14 protein-coding genes are annotated in these 12,428 nt (G+C 69.2%); 8 read left to right on the forward strand and 6 right to left on the reverse strand.

What is annotated here, in order from left to right:
* The first annotated feature begins 9 nt into the window (after positions 1-9).
* Together AB0H76_RS04575 and AB0H76_RS04580 are read left to right on the forward strand one after the other, a co-directional pair.
* Complete coding sequence (locus AB0H76_RS04575) at positions 10-891, forward strand: MoxR family ATPase (RefSeq protein ID WP_357317313.1); 882 nt, start codon at positions 10-12, stop codon at positions 889-891.
* A 100-nt stretch (positions 892-991) separates the two neighbouring features.
* Complete coding sequence (locus tag AB0H76_RS04580) at positions 992-2,377, forward strand: VWA domain-containing protein (RefSeq protein WP_357317316.1); 1,386 nt, start codon at positions 992-994, stop codon at positions 2,375-2,377.
* On the opposite strand, the gene AB0H76_RS04585 is transcribed toward AB0H76_RS04580, so the two are convergent.
* The 6 genes from AB0H76_RS04585 to AB0H76_RS04610 all read right to left on the reverse strand — a co-directional run bounded on the left by AB0H76_RS04585 (position 2,378) and on the right by AB0H76_RS04610 (position 6,415).
* Entirely contained in the window at positions 2,378-2,815 is a 438-nt protein-coding gene (locus tag AB0H76_RS04585) for a GNAT family N-acetyltransferase (protein WP_357317319.1), read from the reverse strand.
* Positions 2,812-3,162 carry a hypothetical protein gene (locus AB0H76_RS04590; RefSeq protein WP_357317322.1) on the reverse strand — a complete coding sequence of 117 codons (351 nt, stop codon included), beginning with the start codon at positions 3,160-3,162 and terminating at the stop codon, positions 2,812-2,814. Before AB0H76_RS04590 ends, AB0H76_RS04585 begins: the two co-directional genes overlap by 4 nt.
* 49 nt (positions 3,163-3,211) lie before the next feature.
* Positions 3,212-3,493, reverse strand: a complete 282-nt coding sequence (locus tag AB0H76_RS04595) for a hypothetical protein (RefSeq protein WP_357317325.1) — start codon at positions 3,491-3,493, stop codon at positions 3,212-3,214.
* 159 nt (positions 3,494-3,652) lie between these two features.
* Positions 3,653-4,351 carry an endonuclease/exonuclease/phosphatase family protein gene (locus AB0H76_RS04600; RefSeq protein WP_357317327.1) on the reverse strand — a complete coding sequence of 233 codons (699 nt, stop codon included), beginning with the start codon at positions 4,349-4,351 and terminating at the stop codon, positions 3,653-3,655.
* A 10-nt stretch (positions 4,352-4,361) separates the two neighbouring features.
* Positions 4,362-5,387 (reverse strand): Gfo/Idh/MocA family oxidoreductase, encoded by a 1,026-nt coding sequence (locus AB0H76_RS04605; protein ID WP_357317330.1) that lies wholly within the window; start codon positions 5,385-5,387, stop codon positions 4,362-4,364.
* A 26-nt stretch (positions 5,388-5,413) separates the two neighbouring features.
* Positions 5,414-6,415 (reverse strand): LacI family DNA-binding transcriptional regulator, encoded by a 1,002-nt coding sequence (locus AB0H76_RS04610; protein WP_357317332.1) that lies wholly within the window; start codon positions 6,413-6,415, stop codon positions 5,414-5,416.
* A 242-nt stretch (positions 6,416-6,657) separates the two neighbouring features.
* Here AB0H76_RS04610 and AB0H76_RS04615 point away from each other — a divergent pair, with 242 nt between their 5' ends.
* Genes AB0H76_RS04615 through AB0H76_RS04640 form a run of 6 tightly spaced genes read left to right on the forward strand, consistent with a single transcriptional unit; the run spans position 6,658 to position 12,328 of the window.
* The gene (locus tag AB0H76_RS04615) at positions 6,658-7,572 is read left to right on the forward strand and encodes a TIM barrel protein (protein ID WP_357317335.1); all 915 of its coding nucleotides are present in this window, start codon (positions 6,658-6,660) and stop codon (positions 7,570-7,572) included.
* Positions 7,573-7,622: 50 nt separating this feature from the next.
* Positions 7,623-8,600: a sugar ABC transporter substrate-binding protein gene (locus AB0H76_RS04620; protein ID WP_357317338.1), complete on the forward strand. Its 978-nt coding sequence runs from the start codon at positions 7,623-7,625 to the stop codon at positions 8,598-8,600.
* A 19-nt stretch (positions 8,601-8,619) separates the two neighbouring features.
* Positions 8,620-9,669 carry an ABC transporter permease gene (locus AB0H76_RS04625; RefSeq protein WP_357317341.1) on the forward strand — a complete coding sequence of 350 codons (1,050 nt, stop codon included), beginning with the start codon at positions 8,620-8,622 and terminating at the stop codon, positions 9,667-9,669.
* Positions 9,666-10,451 (forward strand): ATP-binding cassette domain-containing protein, encoded by a 786-nt coding sequence (locus tag AB0H76_RS04630; protein ID WP_357317344.1) that lies wholly within the window; start codon positions 9,666-9,668, stop codon positions 10,449-10,451. The genes AB0H76_RS04625 and AB0H76_RS04630 overlap by 4 nt, the downstream gene beginning before the upstream one ends.
* 16 nt (positions 10,452-10,467) lie before the next feature.
* Complete coding sequence (iolC, locus tag AB0H76_RS04635) at positions 10,468-11,418, forward strand: 5-dehydro-2-deoxygluconokinase (RefSeq protein WP_357317346.1); 951 nt, start codon at positions 10,468-10,470, stop codon at positions 11,416-11,418.
* Between the two features lie 16 nt (positions 11,419-11,434).
* The gene (locus AB0H76_RS04640; RefSeq protein ID WP_357317349.1) at positions 11,435-12,328 is read left to right on the forward strand and encodes an aldolase; all 894 of its coding nucleotides are present in this window, start codon (positions 11,435-11,437) and stop codon (positions 12,326-12,328) included.
* Positions 12,329-12,428 lie beyond the last annotated feature (100 nt).

Below are 12,428 nucleotides of genomic sequence, written 5' to 3' on the forward strand. Positions count from 1 at the left end.
TGGTTACCGATGAGTAAGTTCTTTGCGTCGGTGGACGAGGTGACCGCGCGGCTGTCCGCGGCCGGCTACCTGCCGTCCACCGATATCGCTACCGCCGTGTTCCTCGCCGGGCACCTGGGTAAACCCCTGCTGATCGAGGGGCCGGCCGGCGTCGGCAAGACCGAGCTCGCCAAGGCGGTGGCGGCGGCGACGAGCTCGGAACTAGTGCGCTTGCAGTGCTACGAAGGCATCGACGAGGCCCGCGCGCTCTACGAGTGGAACCACGCCAAGCAACTGCTGCGCATCACGGCCGAGCTCGAGAACTGGGACAGCACCCGCGACCACGTCTTCACCGACGAGTTCCTGCTGGAGCGCCCGCTGCTCGCCGCCATCCGCAACCCGCATTCGACCGTCCTGCTGATCGACGAACTCGACAAGGCCGATGTCGAACTCGAGGGGCTGCTGCTCGAGGTGCTGGGCGACTTCCAGATCAGCATCCCCGAACTCGGCACCATCACCGCGGTCCGCACCCCGTTTGTCGTGCTGACCTCGAACGCCAACCGTGACCTCTCCGAAGCGTTGAAGCGGCGCTGCCTGTACCTCCACATCGACTATCCGACAGCGGAATTGGAACGCGCGATCGTGCGCCTGAAGGTGCCGGAGCTGGACGAAGTTCTCGCCGCGTCGGCCGTCGAGGTCGTCGGCGCGCTGCGTCAGCTCTCGCTTCGTAAGGCTCCGTCGATCGCCGAAACCGTGGACTGGGCAAGAACATTGGTCACCCTTGGTGCGCGCAATCTGACCAGTGGCATGGTGCGCTCGACCCTCGGCGTGCTCCTGAAGTACCAGTCGGATCATCGCACCGCGATCGAACGGCTGGCGCTGCTGGACGCAGATAGGGATGCCGCGCGGTGACCGCCCTGCTGAGTTCGCGGGCCCGGAGTGCCTGGCGGACTGGCCAACTCGACGCCTTGGTCTGCAACCTTCCGGTGCGGCCCCGAAGTGGTGCGCCGAGGTGAGCGGGCGAGACGATCGGACGCTGACCGATCGACTGGTGGACTTCGTCGGGATTCTGCGCGAGCACGGGATCAACGCGGGGCCGAGTGAGACGGTCGACGCCGCGGAGGCGATCATCGCGCTGGGGCTGGCGGATGCGAACCGGCTGCGGTCGGGGCTGGCGGCGACGCTGTTGCGACGCAACGGGCAGCGGTCGGTCTTCGATCAGCTCTTCGATCTGTATTTCCTGGGTTCCGAACTGCCGCAGCGGGATACGGATCTGTCCATCGATGAACTGCGCGATCGGCTGGTCGACGCGCTCGCCGAAGACGATCCCGCCGCGGTGACCGAACTGGCCCGACAAGCGCTCACCATGCTCGGCGGTTACGGCGGTGTCGGTACCGGGCAACCCGATCGTCCGGTGACCACCGCTTCCGGTGTGGGCTGGTCTTCCTATCTGACGATGAAAAGCCTGCGCCCGGAGGAACTTCAGGGCCGCATCGTCGAATCCATGGGCGGCTCAGGCGAACTCGATATGGCCGTACACACCATCGAAGCCCAGCGTCGGCTCACCGACTTCCGCACCCAGGTGCAGACCGAGGCTCGCCTGCGATCGGCCGAACTGCGCGGCACCGAGTACATCGCCCGCCGCGGTATCGAAGCCGCCACCGATCAGATCGATTTCCTCGGCGCCCGCGAGCAGGACCTCGCCGAAATGCGCCGCCTGGTCAGTCCTTTGGCGCGCAAGCTCGCCACCCGGTTGGCGGCCCGCCGCAAGAAGGCCGTGCGCGGGCAGATCGATATGCGCCGCACGATGCGCCGTTCCATGGCGACCGGCGGCGTGCCGGTGGACCCGGTGCTGCGCGCCCGCAAGCACGGCCGACCCGATCTCGTCGTCTTCGCCGATCTCTCCGGCTCGGTCACCGGCTTCGCCGAATTCACCCTGCAACTGGTCCAAGCCCTACAGGATCAGTTCAGCCGGGTCCGCAGCTTCGGTTTCGTCGACACCTGCGACGAGATCACCGGCTTCTTCACGCCCGGCGAACCGCCCGAGCCGGGGCTGTCCAGCCGGATCCTGCGCGAATCCCGGGTCGCCCGCTTCGGCAGCAGCAACTACGGTGACGCCCTCCAGGGCTTCGCCGACCACTACCTCGACGCGCTCGGCCCGCGCACCTCGCTGCTCATCCTCGGCGACGCCCGTACCAATCGCACCGACCCGAATCTGGCCGCCCTGCAACAGATGTGCGATCGGGCCAAGCACGTGTACTGGCTCAACCCGGAGCAGTCCCGCTCCTGGTCCACCGGCGACTCCGCCGCCGATCGCTACGCGGAGCTGGTCACCATGCACGAATGCCGCAACGTGAAGCAGCTCGCCGAGGTCGTCTCGCGCCTGCTGCCCAGCTGATCACTCGAAGCGCCGGATCATCCATTCCCCGGGCCGCTCCAGTTCGGTGAACCCGAGCTTCTTGTACACGCCGTGCGCGTCACCGGTCGCGAGCAGGATTCGTTTGACACCGAACGCGTCCAGGTGGTCGCAGACCAGACCGACCAGCGTCGTGCCCAGCGCTTTGCCGCGGACCGACCGATCAATGTACACATCGCACAGCCAGGCGAAGGACGCGAAATCGGTGACCACGCGCGCGTACCCGACCTGCTCCCCGGAAACAGCGTCGTACACACCGAAATTGAGCGACCCGGCGACCGCCGCATCCTGCTTCTCCCGACTACGGCCCATTGCCCAGTACGCGTCCGTGGACAGCCAGTGATGCACGCGCCCGGCATCGAGCCGCCCGGCCTCGGTCGACAATTCGTAGCCGTCGGGCAGTGCCGGTGAGTTCGTCACGGCCGCACCTCCGTAGCCGATCGCACGCGGCGCGCTGCGGGAGGGCGAACTGCTTCGGCCCAGGCAGCACGTTCGGCCAAATACTCGCCCAGCGGCGTATCGGGACTCTTTCGAAATGCCCGCCGGCGCTGATTGAGCACCCGCTGCTCCACGCGGTCGGCGAGATCCGGATCGACGGCGCCGGTCGACCCACCCAGTGCCTGCGCGTCGAAGTGCCGGTTGGCCCGGTGCACGCGCGCGCGACTACGCGGGATGTTCTTGCGCGAGGCCTTGTCGTTCTCGCCGTAGGTGTTGCGACGATCCTTGGCGTAACTGAGCCGCTTCTTCTCCTGGGGTGTCTTCCGCACCAGGCCACGCTAGAGCCGCGGCCCGGTGCGCCGCACCCGAATTTCCGGTTCAGTGCGCGCTGTGGGTGTAAATCCAAGTGGCCCAGCCGGATACCGCGACACCGACCAGCATGAGAACGACGCCCGCGGCCAGCAGGCGCAGGGCGAGGCGCTGGTAGCGGGCGGAGCGGGTCTGGTTGGTGAAGTAGGCGTCGGTGGGTAGATCGCCGTTGATGAAACAGGACTCGGCCGCGCGGGTAGCGCGGCCCGCTCGAGCATCGCTGACCGCCGAAGCCAGCAACGCGGCGGCGATACACGCGATCGATAAAGCGGTAGGCAGGACATGCGACATGAGAACCCCCCCAAGGTAATTCGAACCGACCGGCGCGGGCACGCGGTCTACCACCAGTGTCCCACCGCCCTACGACATCTCGCCCCCACCGGAGCGGTCGGTATGAAGGTGGGACATGGGTGTGGCCCCTACTCGATCTTCCGCACGCGCATGTCCCAGTCAGAGAGTGAGCGCCGCGTGTATGAGGTTGTGGTCCGAGAGGCCGGGGGTGGGAACGACGGTGGCGGCCGAGGGGCTGGCCCCTCGCACGATGACGTGATCGATGACCTGGGACTTGCTACCGGACAGCCGGGGCCGGGTAGGCGGCGACCCGGCCGGCAGTTCGGCACCGGTGAACCCCTCGCCGAGCCCGCGTAGGACGGTCTCGCGATCAGCGTTGAAATCACCGAGCAGAACCACCGGCGAGCTGTCGGCAAGCTTGGCGAGCTGGGCGAACTGCTCGGTGCGACGTCGGTCGCCGGTGACGTGGGTGGCGATCACCAGCAACCCGCCGACCTGCACGGCGAGGGCGCCGTTGCCGGGATCGTTGGCGAATGCCTCGGCGCTCAGCAGTCGACTCGGCCGGTCCACCACGAGAACGAGATGCTCGGCGATGTCGTCGAGTTCGGCGACACCGCGTCGCAGCCGCGGAATGCGCGGATACCGCAGCATGTGAATATCCCGCTCGGGCAACGCTTCCCGCAGCGAGGCCAGCTGATCCCCGCTGACCTCTTGCAGCGCGATCACGGTCTCGGCCCGCGCCGCCACCAGCGCCGTGACGCCGGCGATACGTTCGGCCTCCTCCGGCCACCGCTCCTCGCCGCGCCAGTTCTCGGCGTGGACGCGATGCAGGACATTCCAGGTGGCAACCGTGATCACAGCTCCGATGCTAATAAGTTCGGTGCCGCACCTCGTGCTGGGCAACCGGCCGGCTTTCCCGGCGGGACAGCTCACAGGCCTCGGCGATGTAGAACGCTTCCAGAGCGTCGGCGGGGCCGCACGGGCTGGGGATCGTCCCGGCGGCAACCTCGAGGAAGGCGGTGAGCTCGGCGGTATAGGCCAGGTGGAAGCGCTCCATGAAGTTCGGGTAGGCGGGCGAAGCCGAAGGGAGGCAACCGGGTTCGACCGAGCGCAGCGGGGCGCGGTCGTCCAGGCCGACGATGGCGTTGCCGCGCGAGCCGAGCGCCTCCAGGCGAACGTCGTACCCGGCCCCGTTGTAGCGCGACAGCGACACCGTCGCCAGTGCGCCGTCGTCGAGGGTCAGGAAGACGGCGGCGGTGTCGACATCGCCCGCGGTGCCGAAGAATTCGTCGCCGCGGTTACCGCCGGTGGCATACACCTCGACCACTTCGCGCCCGGTGACCCAGCGGATGATGTCGAAATCGTGCACACCGCAGTCCCGGAACAGACCACCGGAGCGGGCGATGTACTCCGCGGGCGGCGGAGCGGGGTCGAGCGTGGTGGCGCGCAGGGTGTGCAGCCAGCCGAGTTCGCCGGAGGTGATGGCCGCCCGGGCGGCGCGATAGCCGGCGTCGAAGCGGCGCTGGAAGCCGATCTGCACGGGCACGTCGGAGTTTTCGAGATGGTCGAGCACCGCGAGGGTGCCGCCGATATCGGCGGCGACCGGCTTCTCGCAGAAGACCGGGATGCCGAGATCGACCGCACGGGTGATGAGTTCGGGATGCGAGTCGGTGGCCGTGGCGATGACCAGGCCGGAAAGCCCGGCGGCGAGCAGGGTTTCGACGTCGGGCGCGAACTCGACGCCGAGCTTGGCCGCAGTGGACCGGGCCCGGCCGGCATCGGCGTCGGCGACGACGACCGAGCCGACGCCGGGCAGGGTGGTGAGGGTTTCGGCGTGCGCAGCCCCGATGCGGCCGGTGCCGGCGAGGCCGATGCGGAGGTCGGTCGTGGTCATCGAATCTCCTTGGTTGCGAGCGCGGCTCAGGTGATGGCCGCGGTGGTGGCGCGGACGACGAGGGACGGTTCGACCCGGCGACGGACCGGGGCGGTGCGCCCGTCGCGGAGCCGTTCGGCGAGGGCGCCCAGCGCGAGGTGGCCCATCCGGATGCGCGGTTGATCGATGGTGGTGAGCGAGATGTGCCGGAGCGCGGCCAAGGAGGTGTTGTCGTAGCCGATGATCGAGACGTCCTCGGGCACGCGCAGCCCGGCTTCCTCCAGCCCGGACATGGCGCCGACGGCGTTGAAGTCGTTGCCGCAGACCAGGGCCGTGGGGAAATCGCCGGGGGAGAACAGATTCCGCAGCTGCTGGACGGCGGCGAGGCCGGCCGAATCGGTGTGCTCGCTCGGCACGACCATCGGTTCCAGGCCGTGGCGCCGCATGGCGGTGTTGTAGCCGCGGCGGCGGGCGGCCGAGGAGAAGGCCGCGCCGCCGTCCAGGTGCACGATGCGGCGGTGGCCCAGGGCCACCAGGTGATCGACGGCCAGGGCCGACCCGGCCTCGCCGTCGTCGTTGACGGTATCGACCTCGGGGACGGTCGAGCCGCGCGAGACCAGCACGACCGGGCCCTGCTGGGCGGCCTGCCGGATCGCGGCCGCGGGCAGCACGGGGGAGAGCAGGATGATGCCGCCCGGCCGGAAGGCGAGCAGGCTTTCCAGGGCGGTGCGCTCGCGGGCGGCGCTGCGGCGGCCGGTATTGAGGATCAGTTCGAAGCCCAGCTCCTGGGCCGCGGTGTCCATGCCCTCGACTACGTCGGCGAAGAAGGCGTTGCGCAGGTCGGAGACGAGCACGCCGACGATATTGGAGGTCCGGCTGGCCAGCGAGCGCGCCATGATGTCGGGTTGGTAGCCGAGGTCTTTCGCGGCCGCCAGCACGGCCCGGCGGCGATGCTCGCTCACCTTGGGTGAATCGCGCATGACGAGTGAGACCAGGGCGCGGGAGACACCGGCGCGGGCGGCGACGTCCTCCATGGTCGGTCGCGCCATCTCGCCTCCGGTCCGCACGCCCTGGTGATCGTGCCGCTCGCACGTTACAAGCTCTGTTCCCGCTCGGCAATAGAGCGTTCTAACAGAATGTGGGCTCGCGGTCGCTTGTCCTGGACGGCAACATCTTCCGAGGTAGCCCGACTTTCCGGCCCGAACGGACAACCCTTGACACACTGTGGCCTGCGTTACATAGTTGGAGCGCTCCAATCCGCGAGCGCTCGTGCACAGGTCGGAGAGTCCTGATGGCCGAACCGTTCCGCCCGCCGCGTATCGCGGGCGCACCGATCTCCTGGGGTGTCTGCGAGGTGCCCGGCTGGGGCCACGTGCTGGACGCCCGCACCGTGCTCGCGGAGATGGCCGGGCTCGGCCTCACCGCGACCGAACTCGGCCCGCCCGGCTACCTCCCCACCGACCCGGCCGAGCTGCGCACGCTCCTGGCCGAGTTCGAGCTGCGCGCGCTCGGCGGCTTTCTCGCCGTGCCGCTGCACCGGCACCCGCAACACGCCATCGCCACCGTCCGGCGCACGGCCGCGCTGTTCGCCGCCACCGGAGCCGAGGTGCTGGTCCTCGCGGCCGCCACCGGGCTCGAGGGGTACGACACCCGGCCGCCGCTCACCGACAACGAGTGGCAGACGCTGATCGAAACCGCCGCGGTGGCCCGCGACATCGCCGCCGGGCACGGCCTGCGCACCGTGCTGCATCCCCATGCCGGCACTCAGATCGAAACCGAGGCCGAGATCGAGCGCTTCCTGGCCGATTCCGATCTGGACCTCTGCCTGGACACCGGCCACCAGCTCATCGGCGGCGCCGACCCGGTGCGGCTGGCCCGCCGCCACGCCGCGCGGATCGGCCACATCCACCTCAAGGACGTGCGCGCCGAGCTCGCCGCCGAAATCCGGGGCGGCGCGCTCGAATACAGCCAAGCGGTGCGCCGGGGGCTGTATGTTCCGCTGGGTGAGGGCGATGTCGATATCGCGGAGCTGGTGCGAATCATGCACGAAACCGGCTACCGCGGTTGGTATGTCATCGAACAGGACACCGCCTTGGCGCCCACCGGCCCGGCCGACAGGCCCCGCCGGGACACCGAACACAGCCTGCGCTACCTCGCGGAGATCACTACCGCGCTCGCGCCGGGTGGAAATCTAGTTGGGAAGTGATGACAGTGTTTACCCGCCCCGCCGGCTCCGCCGGCTGCCATCCCCGAACGATGTCGAAACAGCGCATACGCCGGTTGGCGCCGTGGATCGCCGCGGCGGCGATCCTGGCCGCATGCAGCGGGCCCGGCTCCGATGAGCCCGCCAAGACCGAATCCCCGGGTGCACAGGGGAAGTTGGACTCGGTCGCGGTGGTCACGCACGGCAGCGCCGGTGACGCCTTCTGGAACGTCGTCAAGAACGGTGCCGAGCAGGCGGGCAAGGATCTCGGCGTGCGCGTCGACTACAACTCCTCCGGTGATCCGGGCCAGCAGGCCAAGCTGATCGACAACGCGGTCGCGCAGGGTGTCGGCGGCCTGGTCGTCTCCATGGCCAATCCCGACGCGCTGCGCACCTCGCTCGAAAAGGCGGTGGCGGCGGGCATCCCGGTCGTCACCATCAACTCCGGCGAGAGCGACAGCGCGAAATTCGGCGCCATCACCCACGTCGGGCAGAGCGAGACCCTCGCCGGGACGAACGCGGGCAAGCGCCTGGCCGACGCCGGAAAGAAGAAGCTGCTCTGCGTGATTCACGAGGCCGGCAATATCGGCGCGAATCAGCGCTGCGAGGGCGCCACCAAGGCCTTCGGCAACGGCAGCACGCTGCAGGTCGACATCAACAACCCCACCGACGCCCAGGCCCGGATCAAGGGCGCGGTGGACGCCGATCGCTCCATCGACGCGGTGCTCACCCTGAATTCCCAGGTGGCCGCCCGCGCCGTCGACGCGGTCAAGGAAGCGAACTCGGCCGCGACCATCGCCACCTTCGATCTGAACGCCGACGTGGTCGAGGCGATCAAGGCGAACAAGCTGCTGTTCGCGGTGGACCAGCAGCAGTACGAGCAGGGCTACCTGCCGGTTGTGCTGCTGAATTTGTACCGCACCAACCGCAACACCCTCGGTGGCGGCGCGCCGGTGCAGACGGGTCCGGCGTTCGTGGACAAGAACAACGTCGAAGCCGTCGCGGCGCTCGTGCAGCGCGGCACCCGCTGATCGTCGAGGAGGCCAGGTCATGACGGTTGCCACTCCGGTTCCGGAGCAGTCGAGCGAGGTGGCGGCCGGTCCCTCGCTGCTGCATCGGCTGCTCGTGCGCCCGGAGGTCGGGGCGGCGCTCGGCGCGCTGCTGGTCTTCGTGTTCTTCTCGCTGATCACCGAGCGCTTCCTCAGCGCGGCGGGCATCGCCAACTGGCTCGACGACGCCTCCACGCTCGGCATCATGGCGGTCGCGGTGGCGCTGTTGATGATCGGCGGCGAATTCGATCTCTCGGCGGGCGTGATGACGGCGTCGACGGCATTGGTGACCGCCCTGCTGGCGGTGCACGCCGGCTGGAACGTGTGGCTCGCGCTGCTGGCTTCCCTGATATTCGCGCTGTCGGTCGGGGCGTTCAACGGCTGGCTCGTGATGCGCACGGGCATGCCGAGTTTCATCGTCACCCTCGGCACTTTCCTTGCGTTGCAAGGCCTGAACCTCGGTGTCACCCGGCTGGTCACGGGAACCGTTCAGGTGGCGGGCATCCGGAGCGCGGACGGCTACGAATCCGCCGGATCGGTCTTCGCCTCGACCCTGAACATCGGCGGCACCAGCGTGCAGGCCTCGGTGCTGTGGTGGATCGTGCTGACCGCCGTCGCGGCGTTCGTGCTGACCCGGACCCGGTTCGGCAACTGGATCTTCGCGGTCGGCGGCTCGCTGCCCAGCGCGCGGGCGGTCGGTGTGCCGGCCGACCGCACCAAGATCATCCTGTTCATGACGACCGCCTTCGCGGGGTGGGTGGTCGGCTCCTGCATGATCCTGCGGTTCTCCAGCGTGCAGGCCAACCAGGGCATCGGCCTGGAACTGCACTACATCATCGCGGCGGTGGTCGGCGGCTGCCTGCTCACCGGCGGTTTCGGCTCCGCAGTGGGTGCGGCGATCGGCGCGCTGATCTTCGGCATGGCCCGGCAGGGCATCGTGTTCGCCCGCTGGGACAGCGACTGGTTCATGCTGTTCCTGGGCGTGCTGCTGCTGGCCGCGGTGCTGGTGAACAACCGTTTCCAGAAGCGAGCCGAGAGGATACGGCGATGACCGCGCCATGCATCGAGACCATCGATATCGGGAAGAGCTACGGCGGTGTGGTCGCGCTGCACGACGTGTCGATGACGGTGCGGGCCGGCGAGGTGACCTGCGTGCTCGGCGACAACGGCGCGGGCAAGTCGACGCTGATCAAGATCCTGGCCGGGGTACACCAGCACGACCGGGGTGAGCTGCGGCTCGACGGCGAGACCACCCGGTTGTCCTCGCCGCGCGCGGCGTTGGATCGCGGCATCGCCACGGTCTATCAGGATCTGGCCGTGGTCCCGCTGATGAGCGTGTGGCGCAACTTCGTCCTCGGCTCCGAACCGACCATCGGCGCCGGGCCGTTCCGCATGCTCGACATCCGCAAGGGTCGCGACATCGCCCGAAAGGGACTGTCGGACATGGGGATCGAGATCCGCGATATGGAGCAGCCGGTCGGCACGCTCTCGGGCGGCCAGCGCCAGTGCGTGGCCATCGCCCGCGCGGTGCACTACGGGGCGAAGGTGCTGATCCTCGACGAACCGACCGCCGCGCTCGGCGTCAAACAGGCCGGTGTCGTGCTGCGCTACGTGGTGCAGGCCCGCGAACGCGGTCTGGGCGTCGTCCTCATCACGCACAACCCGCACCACGCCTACCCGGTGGGCGATCACTTCCTGCTGCTCAAACGCGGCGGTGTGCTGGGCTCCTATGCCAAATCCGAGATCGATGTCTCCGATCTGACCCGGCAGATGGCGGGCGGGGCCGAACTGGAGGCGCTGGAGCACGAACTCCAGCGGGTGGTGAAACCGTGAGACGAGTGGGTAGGCCATGACCGAGCTCGAAGTCCTGACGATCGGCCGGGTCGGGGTGGATCTCTACCCGCAGCAGAGTGGCGTACCCCTCGCCGAGGTCGAGACCTTCGCGAAATCGCTGGGCGGCACCGCGACCAATGTCGCCGTCGCCGCCGCCCGGCTGGGCCGGCGCAGCGCCGTGCTGACGAAGGTCGGCGCCGACGGTTTCGGTGACTACGTGCGATCGGCGCTCGAAAGTTTCGGCGTGACTTCCCGTTACGTCGGCACGTCGTCGAATTTGCAGACCCCCGTGGTCTTCTGCGCCCTGGATCCGCCCGAGGACCCGCCGCTGGTGTTCTACCGCGCTCCGATCGCCCCCGATCTCACTCTCGAATCCCGGGATGTGCCCTGGGAAGTGGTGGATCGAGTGCCGCTGCTGTGGGTGACGGGGACCGGGGTCAGCGCCGACGCCGCCCGCAGCACGCAGCGCGCGATTCTGCGCCGTCGCGCCCGCCGCGGCCACACCGTGCTCGACCTCGACTACCGGCCGATGTTCTGGCCCGACCCGGCCCTGGCCCGCCCGGAGATCTCCTGGATGCTCGATCACGTCACCGTCGTGGTGGGCAACCGGGCCGAAACCGAAGTAGCCGTGGGCACCTCGGATCCGGACGAGGCCGCCGACCGGATCCTCGCGCGCGGCGTCGGCCTCGCGGTCGTCAAACGCGGCGCGGAGGGTGTGCTCATCGCGACGGCGCAGGACCGGTGGACGGTCCCGCCGTGCCCCGTCGAGGTGGTGTGCGGGCTGGGCGCGGGTGACGGCTTCGGCGGTGCGCTGATCCACGGACTGCTCGCCGGCTGGGAACCACGGCGCGTCGCCGAGTACGCCAATGCCGCTGGGGCACTGGTCGCTTCGCGGCTGGCCTGTGCGGACGCGATGCCGACGCACGCGGAGATCGAGGAACTGGCCGCCGGGCGATCCCGCCTGTGAGATCCGAGGAGGCGTGATGTATCTGACCGATGCGCGCTGGCGGGAACTGCTTCGCATCCGCGCCACCGACCCCGGGGCGGTCGAACGCGCCTACGCCCGGCGGGTGCGCCGGCCCACCCTGATGCCGGACAAGCGCACCCTGTTCCTCGTCGCCGCCGATCATCCGGCGCGCGGATCGCTCGGCGTCGGCGCCGACCGCACCGCCATGGCCGACCGGCGGACGCTGCTGGAACGCCTGCTCATCGCGCTGTCCAACCCCGCCGTCGACGGCGTCCTCGGCTCCCCGGACGTCGTCGAGGAACTCCTGCTGCTCGGCGCGCTGAACGAGAAGGTCGTCATCGGGTCGATGAACCGGGGTGGTCTGGCCGGTGCGGAATGGGAGATCGACGACCGGTTCACCGGCTACGACGCCGAGGCGCTCGTGAAGTACCGGCTGGACGGCGGCAAGATGCTGCTGCGCCTGGTGGACTCGGACCCCGGCACCGTCCCCACGCTGCACGCCTGCGCCCGGGCCGTCTCCGAACTCGCCGCGCACGGCCTGATGGCGATGGTCGAACCGCTGCCGTACCACAGGGATGCGTCCGGCGCCCTGGTCATGAGCCGGGATGCGCCCGCCCTGTCCCGCGCCATCACCGTCGCCTCCGGCCTGGGCGTCACCTCCGCCTACACCTGGCTGAAAATCCCCGCGCCCGACGACAACTCGGTCCTGGACGCCACCACGCTGCCCGTGGTCGTGCTCGGCGGAATCCCATCCGGTGATCCCGCCGCCGACGTCACTTCGTGGGGGAGCGCGCTCGCCCACGAGGTCGTCCGCGGCCTGGTGGTGGGCCGTTCCCTGCTCTACCCGCCCGACGGCGATGTCGCCGCAGCGGTGGATGCCGCGGCCCGTGTCTTGAAGGAGACCCGATGAAGATCTTGCCGCACGGTCGCTCGAGCGTGCTCGTGTCGGCTCGCGAATCGCTCACCTGCACGATGCTCACGTTCTGGATCCCGGCCGACGGCTTGCCCGG

Origin of the sequence: Nocardia sp. NPDC050712 (assembly GCF_040654295.1) — a bacterium.
Taxonomy (GTDB): domain Bacteria; phylum Actinomycetota; class Actinomycetes; order Mycobacteriales; family Mycobacteriaceae; genus Nocardia.

Coding starts and splice junctions, on each gene's coding strand:
- AB0H76_RS04605 (WP_357317330.1), bottom strand. CDS start 5,387: ATGACCACGACCGACCTCCGCATCGGCCTCGCCGGCACCGGCCGCATC.
- iolC (WP_357317346.1), top strand. CDS start 10,468: ATGACCGAGCTCGAAGTCCTGACGATCGGCCGGGTCGGGGTGGATCTC.
- AB0H76_RS04575 (WP_357317313.1), top strand. CDS start 10: ATGAGTAAGTTCTTTGCGTCGGTGGACGAGGTGACCGCGCGGCTGTCC.
- AB0H76_RS04625 (WP_357317341.1), top strand. CDS start 8,620: ATGACGGTTGCCACTCCGGTTCCGGAGCAGTCGAGCGAGGTGGCGGCC.
- AB0H76_RS04630 (WP_357317344.1), top strand. CDS start 9,666: ATGACCGCGCCATGCATCGAGACCATCGATATCGGGAAGAGCTACGGC.
- AB0H76_RS04595 (WP_357317325.1), bottom strand. CDS start 3,493: ATGTCGCATGTCCTGCCTACCGCTTTATCGATCGCGTGTATCGCCGCC.
- AB0H76_RS04640 (WP_357317349.1), top strand. CDS start 11,435: ATGTATCTGACCGATGCGCGCTGGCGGGAACTGCTTCGCATCCGCGCC.
- AB0H76_RS04610 (WP_357317332.1), bottom strand. CDS start 6,415: ATGGCGCGACCGACCATGGAGGACGTCGCCGCCCGCGCCGGTGTCTCC.
- AB0H76_RS04615 (WP_357317335.1), top strand. CDS start 6,658: ATGGCCGAACCGTTCCGCCCGCCGCGTATCGCGGGCGCACCGATCTCC.
- AB0H76_RS04620 (WP_357317338.1), top strand. CDS start 7,623: ATGTCGAAACAGCGCATACGCCGGTTGGCGCCGTGGATCGCCGCGGCG.